The organism is Vibrio sp. 10N.261.55.A10 (assembly GCF_041470825.1).
Classification (GTDB): domain Bacteria; phylum Pseudomonadota; class Gammaproteobacteria; order Enterobacterales; family Vibrionaceae; genus Vibrio; species Vibrio crassostreae_C.
Window position 1 is genome coordinate 94,996 of record NZ_JBFRNC010000016.1, and the last position, 17,399, is coordinate 112,394.

Annotated in this window: 1 protein-coding gene; it reads right to left on the reverse strand. The window is 47.6% G+C overall.

Translation table 11 applies throughout. From position 1 onward, the window contains the following. Window positions 1–86 precede the first annotated feature (86 nt). The coding region (locus AB4274_RS04725; RefSeq protein ID WP_372111184.1) for a tandem-95 repeat protein at window positions 87–17,399 on the reverse strand (17,313 nt) is incomplete at its 5' end.

A 17,399-nucleotide genomic window follows, 5' to 3' on the forward strand; every position in this document is an offset into this window, starting at 1 on the left:
GCTTTAATGAGGGCAACTTTACGCTGCCCTATCTCCTTGTTGGCTTAGACTAAATGTCGGTTTAGACTAAAACTAAGCTCTCTCGATTAAATCGAGCTTTGGTCGAAGTCGTTGCCTTGATCAGTTCCAGTTTGAGAATCTGAATCGAAGCTTCCAGAGTCGTCCGTGAAGTCAACACCTTGGTCTTGACCACCTGAACTTGTCCAGTCGCTGCCACCAGATTCCATACCCGCCATGTCCGGTTGCTGTTCTTGCGTAGAACCTTGCATGGTGTATTGATCATCGACCTCAACTTCAACAGAACCGCTAGCACCGTCTATTGAGCTACCCAATTCGTCGTAACCTTGGAATTGGATCTCGCTAGTACCTTCATAACCTTCTGGAAGTTCAACGGATACAGGCTGCTCTAGGTTGCCACTGATTGTGAAGCTACCATCACCGTTATCCAGTGCGTTGCTCACAGTAGCGCCCTCAGGTAAGCCAGACATATCAGCGTAATCAACCGATTCGTTACCACTCACCTCATCTGGAATCGAGATAGAGATGGTATCGCCCGGTGCCGCGGTTACATCGGCTGTACTGTCTTCAGTTTCAGCATCTTGAGCTTGGTCATCAGCTTGTTGAGCCACTTCCACTTGTTGCTCTTCTGTTTCTTGAGCAGCTTGGACTTGTGGTTCATCACTTTGTACTGAATCATCTTCAACTTGGATGCTTAAGCTGTGACTTGATACTTCACCGCCGTCGTTAACTTCAACATTCATCGCTAAATTGCCATCGAAGTCTTCGTTCGGCCAGTAAGTCCACTCACCTTCACCTGATTCGGCAAAGAAGCCAGCATCGTTCGCGTCTGCAACATCAACAACTTGTGCAGAATCACTGACGCCTAACTCATCCACCAGCTGTGCATCCGTGATAGTTAGTGAACCATCATCAGCTAAGGTATAACCTTCGCTCGCCGCTGCTTCATCGCCACTTTGGATATCCACATTGAAGAAGCTTTCGATGCGATTTTCGCCATCGGTCGCTATAAACCCAACTTGAACATCGCCGGTGTAGTCTTCAGCAGGAGTGAATTGATAGTTACCTTGGTTATCGCTCTCAATTACGCCCTGACCTTCCATCAAGCTTACTGACTCAATGCTCAAGCTGTCGCCTTCTGCATCGCTCAGATTCGCTAACATGTCTTCATCAGTGAACGACAAGGTGGCATCCGCTGCGATTTCCGTCGTTGTGGTGCTGTTAACTTCTGGTGCTGCATTCTCTTGCGAGTCACCTTCTTTCACGACTACGCCAGTTTGCTCATCATGAAGCACGCCATCTTTATCAACTACGTACGCAATGTCTGCTTCGCCCGTGAAGCCTGGTGCAGGTGTGAACGTCCAAGTGCCATCGCCATTATCGACAATCTCACCTTGGCTGCGGTCGGCAAGATGAACCAGTTTCACTTCATCATCGCTGTCTGCATCCACATTCTCAGCCAAAGCAATTAGGTCGTCCGCCGTTAGGATGATGGAATCACCCGCCACAGTTTCGAAATCACCTGAATCGATACCATCATCAAACGCTTCCGGCTCATCTCCGTAATCAACCGTTGTTGCGCTTACGGTTACGAAGAACTCACCATGGAAGTCTTCAGGCGGCGTCATTTGAATGTTTGAGATATCCCAGTCGAACAGGTCGATGTATTGACCCGGCTCGGTGATCATCACGGTATTGACACCATCTGTTACCTCGAATCCAACAGGGAAACCTGTCATCACCAAGTTACTTAGTGTTTCTGAATCATCGACTAGGCCAACGTTCAGTCCCAAGTGACCCGTTTCATCTTCGCCGAAGACTAATGGACCGTCATGGTCAGTTGAAATAACCGCGCCATCTGCGACAGGACGTACGTACACAGGAACATCGAGAACCGTTTCGAACTCACCGTCACTCACGACAACTTGTAGGTCAGAAACACCCGCAAAGTCGCCTGTTGGTGTGAATGTCCAAGTACCATCACCGTTGTCTGTAACTTCTCCGCCATCTTCACCGTCTGCGGTGATAATGCGAGAAACAACAAGATCTGCGGTATCAATGTCACCGAACAAGTTCATCAAGTCGCCAGCATCGAAGGTGAACGCGCCATCTTCGTCTGTGGTCATCATTGCGTTGCCGACATTGAATGGTGCGTCGTTAACCGGAATGACATCCACATTCAGCGAGCCATCAACCACTTCTTCACCGTCAGTAGCTTGATAACCGAGTTCTACTAAGCCATTAAAGTCTTGAGTAGTCACTAAGTGATACATGCCGTCTGGTTGCTGAGTTAAGGTCGCATTCGCTGGTGCTCGTACTGTGATGCTCTCAATGCTGATCTCGTCGCCATCAAGGTCTGTCACTTGACCCGCGATGTAAGCAGGGTCAATCACCATGACCACATCTTCTTCGCCTTGCATCTCAATGGTTGGCGCTTCAGGTGCATCATTCACTGGCGTAACATCGATGTTGCCGTCGACTGAAATTGTCTCTTGGCCATCGCTAACGTTAAACGTCATTGGCACATCGCCATTGAAGTTTTCGTTTGGTGTAAATGACCAAGTACCATCTTCGTTATCTAGCAACTCACCCAAGCTAGGGTCGATTTGTAGACCAGAAGCCGACAGCTCGTCTGCGGTGTTATCGATGTCGGTAGCTTGAGCTAACAACATGTCTTGTGTGATAAGAATGGTGCTGTCTTCGGCTGTGGTTAGTTTCACATCCTCCGACTCAGGTCCATCGTTCACAGCCAGAACTTCGATTCCTGCCGTTGTTGTAGCAGTCGCACCGTCATCATCGGTCACGACCACATCTAGGCTGATATCACCATTAAAGTTCTCGTTTGGCGTGAAGGTCACAGACCCGTTATCGTTTTGAACCAAGGTGCCGTCAGAGCCTGTGTAAGTCACACTTTCAAGCGACACTTCACCATCAACGTCAGAGCTATTAGCAATTAACTGCTCAGGGCTGATTGTGATGGTGCCATCTTCGTTCATTTGGTAAGACGTAGAACCCGCTACCGGCGCATCGTTAACATCCGTTACCGTCACACCAATATTGGCATCGACTGTCTCAGTGCCATCAGTCACTGTGAAGCCTAGGTTGACATCGCCATTGAAGTTCTCGTTCGGAGCAAAGCTATAAGTGCCGTCACCGTTATCAGTGAACACACCTTCTGCGCCCGTGTAAGACACGTCAACGATAGACAAGTCATCGCCGTCAATGTCTGCAGCACCTGCTAGTAGGTCTGCATCCGTGAAGATTAGCGTTCCATCTTCCTCAACAGTAAAGTTTTGGTCTTCTGCTGTTGGTAGGTCATTGACTGGGTTAACCGTTAGGTCGACTCCAGCTTGAACAGTTTCAAGGCCATCTGACACATCGAAGCTCAAATCAATGTCACCGTTGAAATCAGCATCCGGAGTGATAGTAAATGAACCATCTTCGTTCGCTGTTACGGTCGCATTGTCACCTGCAGATAGGTTGCTTGCGGTTAGTGCATCACCATCAACATCGGATGCGTTAGCCAGCAACTGCTCTTGAGATAGCGTAATTGAACCGTCTTCATCAACCGAGTAAGCCACGTTTCCGGCCACTGGTGCGTCGTTAACTGCAATAACTTCAATACCAGCGGTAGTCTGAGCCGTTGCACCGTCGTCATCAATAACCGTCACATCAAGGTTGATGTCGCCGTTAAAGTTTTCGTTTGGTGCGAACGTTACCGACCCATCTTCATTTTGAACCAAGATACCGTCTGCACCTGAGTAGCTCACGCTATCAAGCGACACTTCACCGTCCACATCGGAGCTATTAGCAATCAACTGCTCAGGGCTCAATGTGATGGTGCCATCTTCGTTCATTTGGTAAGACGTTGCGCCTGCCACTGGTGCATCGTTAACGTCTGTTACCGTTACGTCGATGTTAGCATCGACCGTCTCTGTACCGTCAGATACTGAGAAGTCTAGGCTTACGTCACCGTTGAAGTTCTCGTTCGGTGCAAAGGTGTAGGTTCCATCGCCATTGTCGGTAAACACACCCTCTGCGCCAGTGTAAGACACGTCGGCAACTGAAAGCTCATCACCATCAATATCAGAAGCACCTGCTAGCAGTTGCTCGTCCGTAAAGGTAAGCGAACCGTCTTCTTCAATGGTGTAAGCGACATCTTCTACAACTGCGATGTCATTCACTGGATTCACAGTAAGGTCAGCCGTTGCAACAACCGTTTCAGTACCATCAGAAAGGTCGAAGCTTAGGTCAATATCGCCATTAAAGTCAGCATCCGGGGTAATGGTAAATGAACCATCATCGTTTGCCGTAACGGTCGCGTTATCACCGGCGGTTAGGTTGGCAGCGGTAAGATCATCGCCATCCACATCAGATGCTTGAGACAGCAACTGCTCTTGAGTCAGAGTAATCGAACCATCTTCATCAATGCTGTATGCCAAGTCACCCGATACTGGTGGATCATTAATTGGAAGAACATCAATACTTGCGCTGGTGGCTACTGTCGCACCGTCTTCATCTGTCACCACTACATCTAGGCTAACATCGCCATCGAAGTTTGCGTTCGGTGCAAAGCTGAATGTGCCGTTGCCGTTGTCAGTAAAGATACCGTCAGCGCCTGTGTAAGTAACACTATCAATCGCCACTTCACCTTCAATATCAGAAGAGTTCGCCAACAGTTGCTCTGCACTGATGGTGATAACTTCATCTTCGTTGACTGAGTAGCTGGTTGAGCCTGCGATTGGCGGATCGTTCACCTCAAGTACGGTGATTCCCGCGGTGGTCGCTTCTGTTGCCCCTTCTTCATCGGTAACAACAACCGCTAAGCTCACATCACCATTGAAGTTCTCGTTTGGCGAGAAGGTGTAAGTGCCGTCACCGTTGTCTTCGAACACACCGTCACTGCCAGTGTAAGTCACGCTATCAATCGCAACCTCACCTTCAATATCTGAAGAGTTGGCTAATAGCTGTTCGTTACTGATCGTGATTGAGTTGTCTTCATGCACAGTGTAAGACGTGCTACCCGCCACTGGTGGATCGTTCTCAGGCGTCACGCTCACATCAATGTTGGCTTGAACCGTATCCGTGCCATCTGACACATCAAAGCTGAAGTTCACATCACCATTGAAGTTCTCGTTTGGCGCAAAGCTGTAGCTTCCGTCACCATTGTCGGTAAGCACACCATCAGCACCAGTGTATGTCACACCTTCGACTGTTAGGTCATCACCTTCAACATCCGTCGCACCCGTTAACAGGTCAGCGTCAGTGAAGTTAAGAACCCCATCTTCACCAATAGTGAATGCTTGGTCTTGTGGCTCTGGCGCATCATTGACAGGTGTTACCGTCAAGTCTAGGCCAGCAGCGACCATGTCCTCTCCATCGGTGACATCGTAACTAAATTCGATATTACCGTTGAAGTTTTCACTCGGTGTAATGGTGAAACTGCCATCGTCGTTCATTTGAACGGTCGCATTTTCATCATTGGTGGTTAGGTTGATTGCTGATAGGTCATCACCATCAATGTCGACAGCGTGCTCTAGCAACTGCTCTTGAGTTAGCGTGATGCTGTTATCTTCGGCTGTAACGGCACTAATATCACCGTCAACTTCTGGAGCATCGTTCGCAGGTGAGATGTGAATCGTCACGTCTTGCGTAGCTGTTGCGGTTGTACCGGTATCAACATCTGTTGATGTTGCATTCACAGTTAGAACCACATCACCATTGAAGTCACCTGAAGGGATAAACTCTAGCCCTTCTAGCTCGCCTGGTTGCAATGACCAAGTGCCATCACCGTTATCGGTACCTGCAGAAAGCGAGCTGCCTTCCGGCACATCTTCAATCAAAATAGTAAGGTTTTCTGAACCATCGGTATCAGTAAGCGCCGCATCAATATCAAGTGGTACAGGTGTATCTTCGGTACCAATGATTTGGTAATCCGCGTCAGACACTGTGATTTCAATGTTATCGATGCCAAACGACTCATCACTTACACCTTGATTCAAGGTTGAACCGAAGCCTAACTCAAGTTGGCCGTCTTCAACGGGTACCGTTAGGTTGATTTGGTGTGCTTGGTCGTTCCAACCACTGAAGCCTTCACCTTGCGACACGCCGTGAACCACTTCGCCGACTTCATTTCCTTCTGAATCGTAAAGCGTTGTTGTGCCATCTTGAGTACGGAACGCAGAATTATCTAACGAAGTAAGCTCTTCGCCACCAACAAAGATTTGGAACGACTCACCATCCCAAGAGTCAATTTCGTAGAAGCTAAACGAGATATTAACTTCGCTCACATCACTTGGAATGTCGTAAGTTTTGCTGACGGCTTCATCACCGCCCGTTCCACCAATACGACCTAGCATGTCACCCGACTCGAAGCCTTGAGAGCTTTCTGTGCCTGTATTCCAACCGTTTGAGCCAGACTCGAAGTTGTCTGAAGCAATCACTAGGTCAGAAGCAATCGACAGCTCTGGCATATCAACCACAGATTGAACATCAATTGTCGCTTCTGCTGGTACTGTCGCGGTACCGTCATTCACGTCGAACGTCACATTCACATTACCGTCGAAGTTTTCATTCGGTGCGAATGTGTAAGTGCCGTCGCCGTTATCTACCAAAGTACCGCTATCTGAAGCCACATTTTCAACCGATAAGTTATCGCCATCAATGTCGCCCGCATTTTGCAGCAGTTGCTCTTCTGTGAAGGTAAAGCTGGTGTCTTCTTGAGTCACAAATTGTGGCTCACCGACTGTTGGCAAGTCATTAACTGGATTAACCGTTAGGTCAGCCGTTGCTTGAAGCGTCGCATCACCATCGGTAATGTCGAAGTTCAAATCAATGTCGCCATTGAAGTTAGCATCTGGCGTGATAGTGAAACTACCATCATCGTTTGCTGTAACTGTCGCATCACCACCAACAGTTAAGTTAGCCGCTGTTAAGTCATCGCCGTCAACATCACTCGCTTGAGCAAGTAATTGCTCTTGGCTCAAGGTAATTGAGCCATCTTCGTCCACGCTGTACGCCAAGTCGCCCGATACCGGAGCATCGTTAACAGGCAGAACATCAATGCTTGCGTTGGTCGCTACGGTTGCGCCTTCTTCATCAGTAACGACAACATCAAGGCTTACGTCGCCATCGAAGTTAGCGTTAGGTGCGAAGCTGAATGTTCCGTCACCATTGTCGGTAAAGATACCGTCTGAACCTGTGTAGTTAACGCTATCAATCGCCACTTCACCTTCGATATCAGAAGCGTTTGCCAACAGTTGCTCTGAACTGATGGTGATAACTTCGTCCTCGTTGACTGAGTAGCTGGTTGAGCCTGCGATTGGTGGATCGTTCACTTCAAGTACAGTAATACCCGCGGTGGTCGCTTCAGTTGCGCCCTCTTCATCAGTTACGACAACATCAAGGCTAACTTCGCCGTTGAAGTTTTCGTTTGGTGAGAAGGTGTAAGTACCGTCACCGTTGTCTTCAAAGACACCGTCAGCGCCAGTGTAAGTCACGCTATCGACTGCCACATCACCTTCAATGTCAGAAGAGTTAGCAAGTAACTGTTCGACACTGATGGTAATTGAGTTGTCTTCATGAACGGTGTAAGACGTGCTACCTGCAACCGGTGGATCGTTCTCTGGTGTCACGCTGACATCAATGTTGGCTTGAACTGTATCCGTGCCATCTGACACATCAAAACTGAAGTTCACATCACCATTGAAGTTCTCGTTTGGCGCAAAGCTGTAGCTTCCATCGCCATTATCAGTAAGAACACCATCCGCACCTGTGTAAGTAACGCCTTCAACCGACAGGTCATCCCCATCAATGTCAGTCGCACCTGTCAGCAAGTCTTCATCAGTGAAGTTCAAGATGCCGTCTTCGCCGATGCTGAACGTATGATCTTGTGGTTGTGGAAGGTCATTGACTGGGTTAACGGTTAGGTCAGCCGTCGCAACCAGCGTATCTGTACCATCGCTAATGTCGAACGTTAGGTCAATGTCACCATTGAAGTTCGCATCTGGCGTAACGGTAAAGCTGCCGTCATCGTTAGCAACAACCGTCGCGTCTCCATCAACAATCAAGTTAGAAGCAGTAAGGTCGTCGCCATCTACATCACTCGCTTGCGAAAGAAGTTGCTCTTGGCTCAAGGTAATCGAACCGTCTTCCTCAACACTGTATGCAAGGTCACCTGATACTGGTACATCGTTGATTGGTAATACATCAACCGTAATAAACGTATCAACCTGAGCGCCGTCTTCATCTTGAATGGTTACATCCAATTGAACTTGGCCGTTGAAGTTTTCATTCGGAGCGAAGCTACATGTACCGTCACCATTGATAGAGAAGATACCGTCTGGACCGTCGTAGTTGATCTCAACAAGCTCAACATCACCTTCAATATCAGAAGCGTTCAACAGAACTTGAGACTCATTGAAAGTCAGTACTGAATCTTCATCGATGGTGTATGACGTTGGGCCAGCAACTGGCGGATCGTTCACCTCAAGGACTGTAATACCCGCCGTTGTTGCTTCAGTCGCACCATCTTCATCCGTCACGACAACATCTAGGCTAACTTCGCCATTGAAGTTCTCGTTTGGAGAGAAGGTATATGTGCCGTCACCGTTGATTTCCAGAACACCGTCGCTACCACTGTAAGTCACGTTATCAATTGCGACTTCGCCTTCGATATCCGAAGAGTTCGCTAGCAATTGTTCGTTACTGATCGTAATAGAGTTGTCTTCATGAACCGTGTAAGACGTGCTACCCGCAACCGGAGGATCATTCTCTGGCGTCACGCTCACATCAATGTTAGCGGTTACCGTATCGGTTCCATCTGATACATTGAACGAGAAGTTCACATCGCCATTGAAGTTTTCATTCGGCGCGAAACTGTAGGTGCCATCGCCATTATCGGTTAGGACACCATCTGCGCCAGTGTAAGTTACACCTTCAACACTTAGGTCGTCCCCTTCAATGTCCGTTGCACCTGTTAATAGGTCTTGGTCATTGAACGTTAACACGCCATCTTCGCCGACTGTGAATGCGTGGTCTTGTGCTTCTGGACCGTCATTTACTGGTGAAACTGTTAACTCAAGGTTGGTAGAGACAACATCATCACCATCAGACACATCAAACGTAAAGCTCACATCGCCATTGAAATCAGCATCTGGCGTTAATGTGTACGTACCATCACCGTTATCGGTAATCGTAACGCTCTCATCATCGGTTGCTAAATTCAGAGCCGTCAACTGATCGCCATCTAAATCACGCGCATTAGCCAATAAGTCTTCTTGCGTAATGATGATTGAACCATCTTCTTCAACCGTTGCAGAAACCGGAAGTGCTTCAGGTGCGTGCTCAATGTGTGCGCCTGTCGCGTTAATGTAGATGGTTTGAGATACCGTTTCAGAATCATCATTCGATAACTCTGTCGCAGTTGCGGTTACATGAACTTCAAGCTGCTCATTGAAGTCTTCTGGTAACTGGATTTGTAACGCATTTTCGATAGCCGTTGTTGGTAAGTTCACCGTACCATCAGGGCCAACCGTTACTTCACCGCTGTAGATTTGGCTGTTCACTTCACCGACATCGATTGTGAAGTTGAAGTCAGAATAGTCAGCATCACCGCCGCCATACAAATCTTCAAATCCGTAAACTAGCTCGCCGTCTTCATTAACCGTAGTACGAGTATGTTCGATACCATCTTGGTTTAGCTGAGAGCTTGAACCACCATGGAAGATCGCGTCACCATTTTGGCCTTGAATCACTGTCTCGGTTCCATCAGCAGCCACAAAGACAAGTTGAGGATCAACCGTATCCATGTTCGCAGGCGAACCATCCTCAGCACGGAACTCGTACTGACCGTCTTGCATCGCATCAAAGTCGTTGTGCTGATGTCCGTTTGGAATTAAGAACAGGTTAAAGCTTTCGCCTTCCTCGACTTGGAAGCTGAATTGATCTTGCCCTGGAACAAGGTCGCCGCCACCACCAACTTGTGATGCGTTTTCGTAAACAACTTCAACACCTGTGATGTTGCCATCTTCGTCTACTTTGTAGTAACCCGCAGCGTTTTGGTAGCCAGCCGTCTCACCTTCAAACGTTACTGTGATTTCAGTGTCGTTGTAACTGGTGATACCGTTCTCTTGGTCATTCAGAACGCCTTCGTTATCGTATTGAATAACCGAACCTTCTGGCACACCATCTACTGTAACAGTGAGTGTTTCAGACAAGTCTTGGTCGACAAGTGCCGCAGCAATGTTCAGTTCAACAATACCGCCTGGCTCAACCAAAATCGCCTGGTCGTCGACGTTAACACCATCACCATCCGTGATAACTAAGTCAGGCGCATCAGCAACTGCTTCAATGTGAACATTAATGTCTTGTTCAACTTCATCCGTACCGTCTGTCACAGTAAAGCTGAACTGCAGATCACCACTGAAGTGCTCTTCAGGAACGAAGCTGAACGTGCCATCGCCGTTGTCGGTTACTGTGCCTTCATCACCAGAGTAATTGATGCTGGTAACGCTTAGGTCGTCGCCATCAATATCAATTGCAGCACTCAATAGATCTTCTTGAGTGAACAGGATGCTGCCATCCTCTTCGATGTGGTACATTCCTGGAGCAACAATTGGAATGTCATTCACCGGATTAACGGTCAATGTCATATCATTAGACGTGCTCAGCTCACCGTCGCTCACCTCATAAGTGAATGCAATATCGCCATTGAAGTTCTCTGAAGGTGTCACTGTGTACGTGCCATCACCATTGTCTACAATGCTGGCATTTGGATCGTTAGTTTCAAGCGCGCTTGCAAACAACTCATCGCCATCTTGGTCGCTCGCGTTCTCCAACAACATTTCTTGTGTAACGAGGATTGAACCATCTTCGTCGACATCTGCCACCATTGGCGTCGCTTCTGGCGCATCGTTGACGAACTCAACTTTTAGGTCGATGTTTGCGGCAACCACATCAGTGCCATCGCTCACATCAAACGCTAAGTCAACGTTACCGAAGAAGCCCTGCTCTGGTGTTAATGTGTATGTTCCATCGCCATTGTCTGTGACTTCTACCGTGTCGCTTGCACTCGTCACATTCACAACTGACAGTTCGTCGCCTTCAATGTCTGTCGCTTGTTCTAATAGTTCAGCTTCGGTAATGGTAATCGCTTGACCGTCTTCCGTAGTGAAAGACATGTCAGGCACGTCTGGAGCATCGTTGATAGGGTTTACGGTTAGGTTGAGGTCAGCCGCAACAGTTTCGATCGCGTCAGTGACATCATAAGTAAACTCAATCTCACCAAAGAAATCTGCACTTGGTGTAATAGTGAAGCTACCGTCTGGGTTTTCTACAACAACCGCATTTGGATCGTTGGTCGCTAAGTTAACGGCTTCAAGGTTGTCGCCATCGACATCCGTCGCATTCGCTAACAGATCCTCTTGAGTGATAGTGATTGAACCATCTTCATCAACAGCGGCTTCAATTGGACCACCAACCTCTGGGCCTTCATTGACAATTTCAACGTCAACTCTTGCTGTACTTGGTGCGCTTGCTTGGCCATCACTGATATCGAAAGTCAGATTCACTTCACCGTAGAAGTCTTCTGCAGGTTCGAAGGTAAAGGTATTATCACCGTTATCCGTTAACGTACCTTGCGTTTGGTCTGCAAGTAATAGGTTTTCGACATGAAGAATGTCGCCATCAACATCGGTAGCACCAGACAATAGGTCTTTCGCTTCGATGATCATGGAGCCGTTTTCAAGCATTTGGGTGTGCAATGGTTCACCCGGAACCGGCACATCATTGACTGGTACGACCGTTAGGTCTAGATGCGTTGCAACTTCATCAGTTCCATCAAACACCTTGTAGTCGATGTCGATTTCACCATTGAAGTTTTCATTCGGCATGAAGGTAAACGTACCATCGCCGTTATCAACTAGCTCACCGTTATCACCACCGTAAGTGATGTCAGAAATAGACAGCGTATCGCCTTCCACATCTGTGGTGTTCGCTAGCAAGTCATCTGCACTGAACGTGATACCTTCATCTTCATCTGTCGATAGAACAATCGGGCCAGAAACGATTGGCGCATCATTTACTGATTCGAAATTGATATTGATGATATTGCTGTCTGTCAGCTCACCATCGGTAACTTGGTAACCAAGTTCGATTTCACCATGGAAGTTTTCATCCGGTGTTACCGTCCAAGTGCCATCACCATTATCGGTGAGTGTTGCATGCTCTGAGTTTTCACCCACTAGCTCTAGATTTTCAATATCAAGGTCGTCGCCATCAATATCAGATGCTTGCGCCAGTAGTTGCTCTTCGGTAATCACAACCGAAGCAAACTGGGCAGAACCATCGGTATCGACAGTAATATTCGGAAGATCAGCCGTTAACTCGATTTCGTTGTCACCCGCATGGATATTCAACTCAACCGTTTCAGTAATCTCTGAGCCATCGACACCAATCGATGTAAACACCGCTTCATCATGACAAGTTTGTGACACTGTCATGTTTTGAACGACGTAAGTACCATTACCTTGCACGGTACCGAGCTCAAAGTAGGACACTGGTTGATCAACCGTTAGCGTGTAATCTGTCTCGAAAGTACCACGGTCTTCTTTGTGGTAAGTCATCGAGTCAATTAGGTCGCCATCCTCATTGAACGCTTTGATTTCTACTTCTGTAAAGTGACGAGACTCTTCCATGAACCAGCCACCCAAACCATCTAGGTGGAAACTGATTTCATTGATGTCTTGACCTTCAACTGAAACCGTCAGTTTCTCATCACCACTTAAGCCTTGGCGGTCAGTATCACCGATACCATGACCAATGTGGGTGTTGCCATTCCAGGCACCAAGAGGGTCATCGTTACTTTGAACAGTTACCGTTAAGTCACCATCTGAGAACTCACGCGTATAAGGGTCAACTTCTGTACCCCAATCATCCACACTCGCGTTATCGTCAAACGTACCGATTTGTGTGGTGTGTGTACCTTCAGCAAGAGCATCTTCACTTGGAACAAAGCGCACTTCGGTATCTGCAGGAACTTCTTGTCCTACTTCCAGTACCACCCATTCGTCATTAACATTTGCTTCAATGATGCCGTTTTCTGGCGCTTGGTCTAAACGTAGTGCTGGTTCTTCACGAAGTGTCACACCAACTGTTTGGTCTTCTTGCGCTTGGATGAAGATTTCATCGCCCGCTTCTGGCGCATCGTTGACAGGGTTAACCGTCAAGTCGAGTGTCGTCAGAACTTCATTCTCACCATCACTGATACTGTATGTGAAGTCCAACTCGCCATTGAAGTTTTCTGTGTGCGTAATAGTGAATGAACCATCGTCATTAGTAACAATTGTCGCATCTGGATCGTTGGTTTGTAGGTTAGATGCCGTTAACTCATCACCTTCAACATCGGTCGCATTAGCGAGTAACTGCTCTTGAGTAATGGTGATTGAATTATCTTCGTCGACTTCAGCCTGAATACCAGATGTTTCAGGGCCGTCATTCACAGCAATAACATCGATGCCAGCGGTTGTAGTTGCGGTTGCACCGTCTTCGTCAACGACAACAACGTCTAGTGAAATATCACCATCGAAGTTTTCATTTGGCGTAAAGGTGTAAGTACCATTGCCATTATCAACAAAAGAGCCGTCATCACCGGAGTACGATACTCCAGACAGTGATACATCGCCTTCTACATCGGAAGAGTTTGCCAATAGTTGCTCATCACTGATCGTGATTTGGCCATCTTCTTGAACGGTGTACGATGTTGAACCTGCAACTGGTGGATCATTCTCAGGCGTTACGCTGACATCAATAACAGCTGATGTTGAATCAGTACCGTCAGAGACATCGAATGAGAATTGAACATCACCATTGAAGTTCTCGTTTGGAGCAAAGCTATATGTGCCGTCGCCATTATCGCTAAGAACACCATCTGCACCAGTGTAGAGCACGTTTTCAATCGACAGCTCGTCACCATCAACATCCGACGCGCCTACAAGCAGGTCAGCATCGGTGAAGAGTAACGTACCGTCTTCTTCAATCGTGAACTGTTGATCTTGCGCTTGTGGCAAGTCATTAACCGGATTCACGGTAATGTCTAGGCCAACTTGAACTGAACCACCATCGTTATCGATGATATCGAAGTTCAGATCTAGGTCACCGTTGTAATCTGCGTTCGGTGTGATGGTGTAGCTGCCATCATCATTGTGTTGGATGGTCGCATTTTCATCAGTAGATAGGTTGATAGCTTCTAAGTTGTCGCTATCGATATCACCTGCTCTTGCTAGCAATTGCTCTTGGCTTAGCGTGATGGAGCTATCTTCATTGATGGTGTAAGCCAAATCGCCCGATACTGGCGCATCATTGATTGGCAATACATCAACGTTAATGTGTGTTTCAACCGTTGCGCCATCTTCATCTTGAATGGTCACACCCAGTTGAACCTGACCATTGAAGTTTTCGTTGGGTGCAAAGCTGCATGTACCATCACCATTTACAGTGAAGATACCGTCAGAGCCATCGTAGTTAATGCCAACAAGTTCTACATCTCCTTCGACATCCGAAGCATTCACAAGAATCTGAGATTCACTGAACGTCAGAACCGAATCTTCGTCAATGGTGTATGACGTTGGACCCGCAACTGGTGGATCGTTCACTTCAAGAACGGTAATACCTGCTGTGGTTTCATCAATTGCACCTTCTTCATCTGCAACAATCACATCAAGGCTGATATCACCGCTGAAGTTTTCATTAGGAAGGAAGGTATAGCTGCCATCGCCGTTATCTTGGAACACACCATCAGTGCCACTGTAAGTCACAGTATCAACCGACACCGCACCTTCAATATCCGAAGAGTTAGCTAGCAACTGTTCATCAGAAATTGTGATGGCATTGTCTTCATTGACCATGTATGAGGTTGAACCCGCAACTGGCGGATCGTTCTCAGGAGTCACACTCACATCAATGTTAGCGCTAACGGTTTCTGTGCCATCAGACACATCGAAACTGAAGTTCACATCGCCATTGAAGTTCTCGTTTGGCGCAAAGGTATAAGTACCATCACCGTGGTCGGTCAGTACGCCATCACCACCTGTATAGCTAATACCTTCAACGGTTAAGTCGTCGCCATCAATATCGGTGGCACCGGTAAGTAAGTCGGCGTCTGTAAATTGAAGCGTACCGTCTTCTGCGATACTGAATTGTTGGTCTTGAGGAACCGGCAAGTCATTAACTGGGTTAACAGTAAGATCGGCGGTTGCTTGAACCGTGTCAGTACCGTCAGTGATGTTGAATTGAATATCAATGTCACCGTTGAAGTTTTCATCTGGCGTAATCGTGAAACTGCCGTCATCGTTAGCTACAACCGTCGCATCACCACCAACTGTTAAGTCACTTGCGGTTAGATCTTCGCCTTCTACATCGGACGCTTGAGACAACAGCTGATCTTGGCTCAGTGTGATTGAACCATCTTCGTTAACGTTGTAAGCCAAATCACCAGACACTGGCGCATCATTGATTGGTAATACGTCAACATTGATGACGGTTTCCACTTCTGCACCATCTTCATCACGAATGGTGACATCAAGCTGAACTTGGCCATTAAAGTTCTCATTTGGAGCGAAGCTGCAAGTGCCGTCACCATTTACTGAGAAGATACCCTCAGGGCCATCGTAGCTAATACCAACAAGCTCAACATCCCCTTCTACATCTGAGGCGTTAAGCAACACTTGAGACTCACTGAAGGTAAGTACTGAGTCTTCATCAATGGTGTAAGACGTAGGGCCTGCAACCGGCGGATCGTTCACTTCAAGAACATTGATGCCCGCGGTCGTTGAGTCGGTCGCACCATCTTCATCAGCAACAACCACATCCAGTGCAATTTCACCGCTGAAGTTCTCATTTGGCGAGAAGGTGTAAGTGCCGTTACCATTGATTTCGAGGACACCGTCGCTACCAGAGTAAGTCACGCTGTCTATCGATACATCACCTTCAATATCTGAAGATGTTGCCAATAGTTGTGCATCAGAAATGGTAATCGAATTATCTTCATTCACCGTGTAGGACGTTGAGCCCGCAACAGGCGGATCGTTCTCAGGAGTCACGCTAACATCAATGTTTGCAGACACGGTATCGGTACCGTCTGACACATCGAAGCTAAAGCTCACATCACCATTGAAGTTTTCGTTTGGAGCAAAGCTATATGATCCCTCACCCAAGTCAGTCAGTACGCCATCAGTGCCTTCATAAGTGATGCCCTCAACCGTCAGGTTATCACCTTCAACGTCTGTCGCGCCTGTAAGCAGATCCGCGTCTGTGAACTGTAAAGTACCGTCTTCTGCAATACTGAACTGTTGATCTTGAGGTACTGGTAGGTCGTTTACTGGGTTAACCGTTAGGTCAGCCGATGCTTGAACGGTATTGGTGCCATCAGAGATATCGAAGCTGATATCAATGTCGCCATTGAAGTTCTCATCTGGCGTGATGGTGAAACTGCCATCATCGTTAGCTACAACCGTTGCATCACCACCAACCGTTAGGCCGCTAGCCGTAAGGTCATCGCCCTCTACGTCAGATGCTTGAGAAAGCAATTGCTCTTGGCTTAGACGAATCGAACCATCTTCATCGATTGAGTACGCTAGGTCACCCGATACAGGCGCATCATCAACCGCTGTTACGCTTACGTCGATGTTCGCTGACACTGTATCGGTACCGTCAGATACATCGAAACCGAAGTTTACATCACCATTGAAGTTCTCATTTGGTGCGAAGGTGTAAGTTCCATTACCGTTGTCAGTAAGAATGCCGTCACCACCATCGTAGGTCACACCTTCAACCGTTAGGTTATCACCTTCAATGTCGGTAGCGCCTGTTAACAGGTCGGCATCAGTAAAGATTAACGTGCCGTCTTCTTCAACGCTGAACTGTTGTTCTTGAGGTACTGGCAGGTCATTAACTGGGTTAACGGTTAGGTCAGCTGATGCTTGAACCGTATTAGTACCATCTGAGATATCGAAGCTGATATCGATGTCACCATTGAAGTTCTCATCTGGCGTGATGGTGAAGCTGCCGTCATCATTAGCTACAACCGTCGCATCTCCACCAACCGTAAGGTCGCTAGCTGTCAGGTCATCGCCTTCAACATCTGACGCTTGCGATAGCAATTGCTCTTGGCTTAAACGGATAGAACCGTCTTCATCGATTGAGTACGCTAGGTCACCAGACACAGGCGCATCATCAACCGTAGTCACACTTACATCGATGTTGGCAGAGACCGTATCGGTTCCGTCTGACACATCGAAGCCGAAGTTTACGTCGCCATTGAAGTTCTCATTTGGCGCAAAGGTGTATGTACCATTACCGTTGTCGGTAAGAATACCGTCGCCACC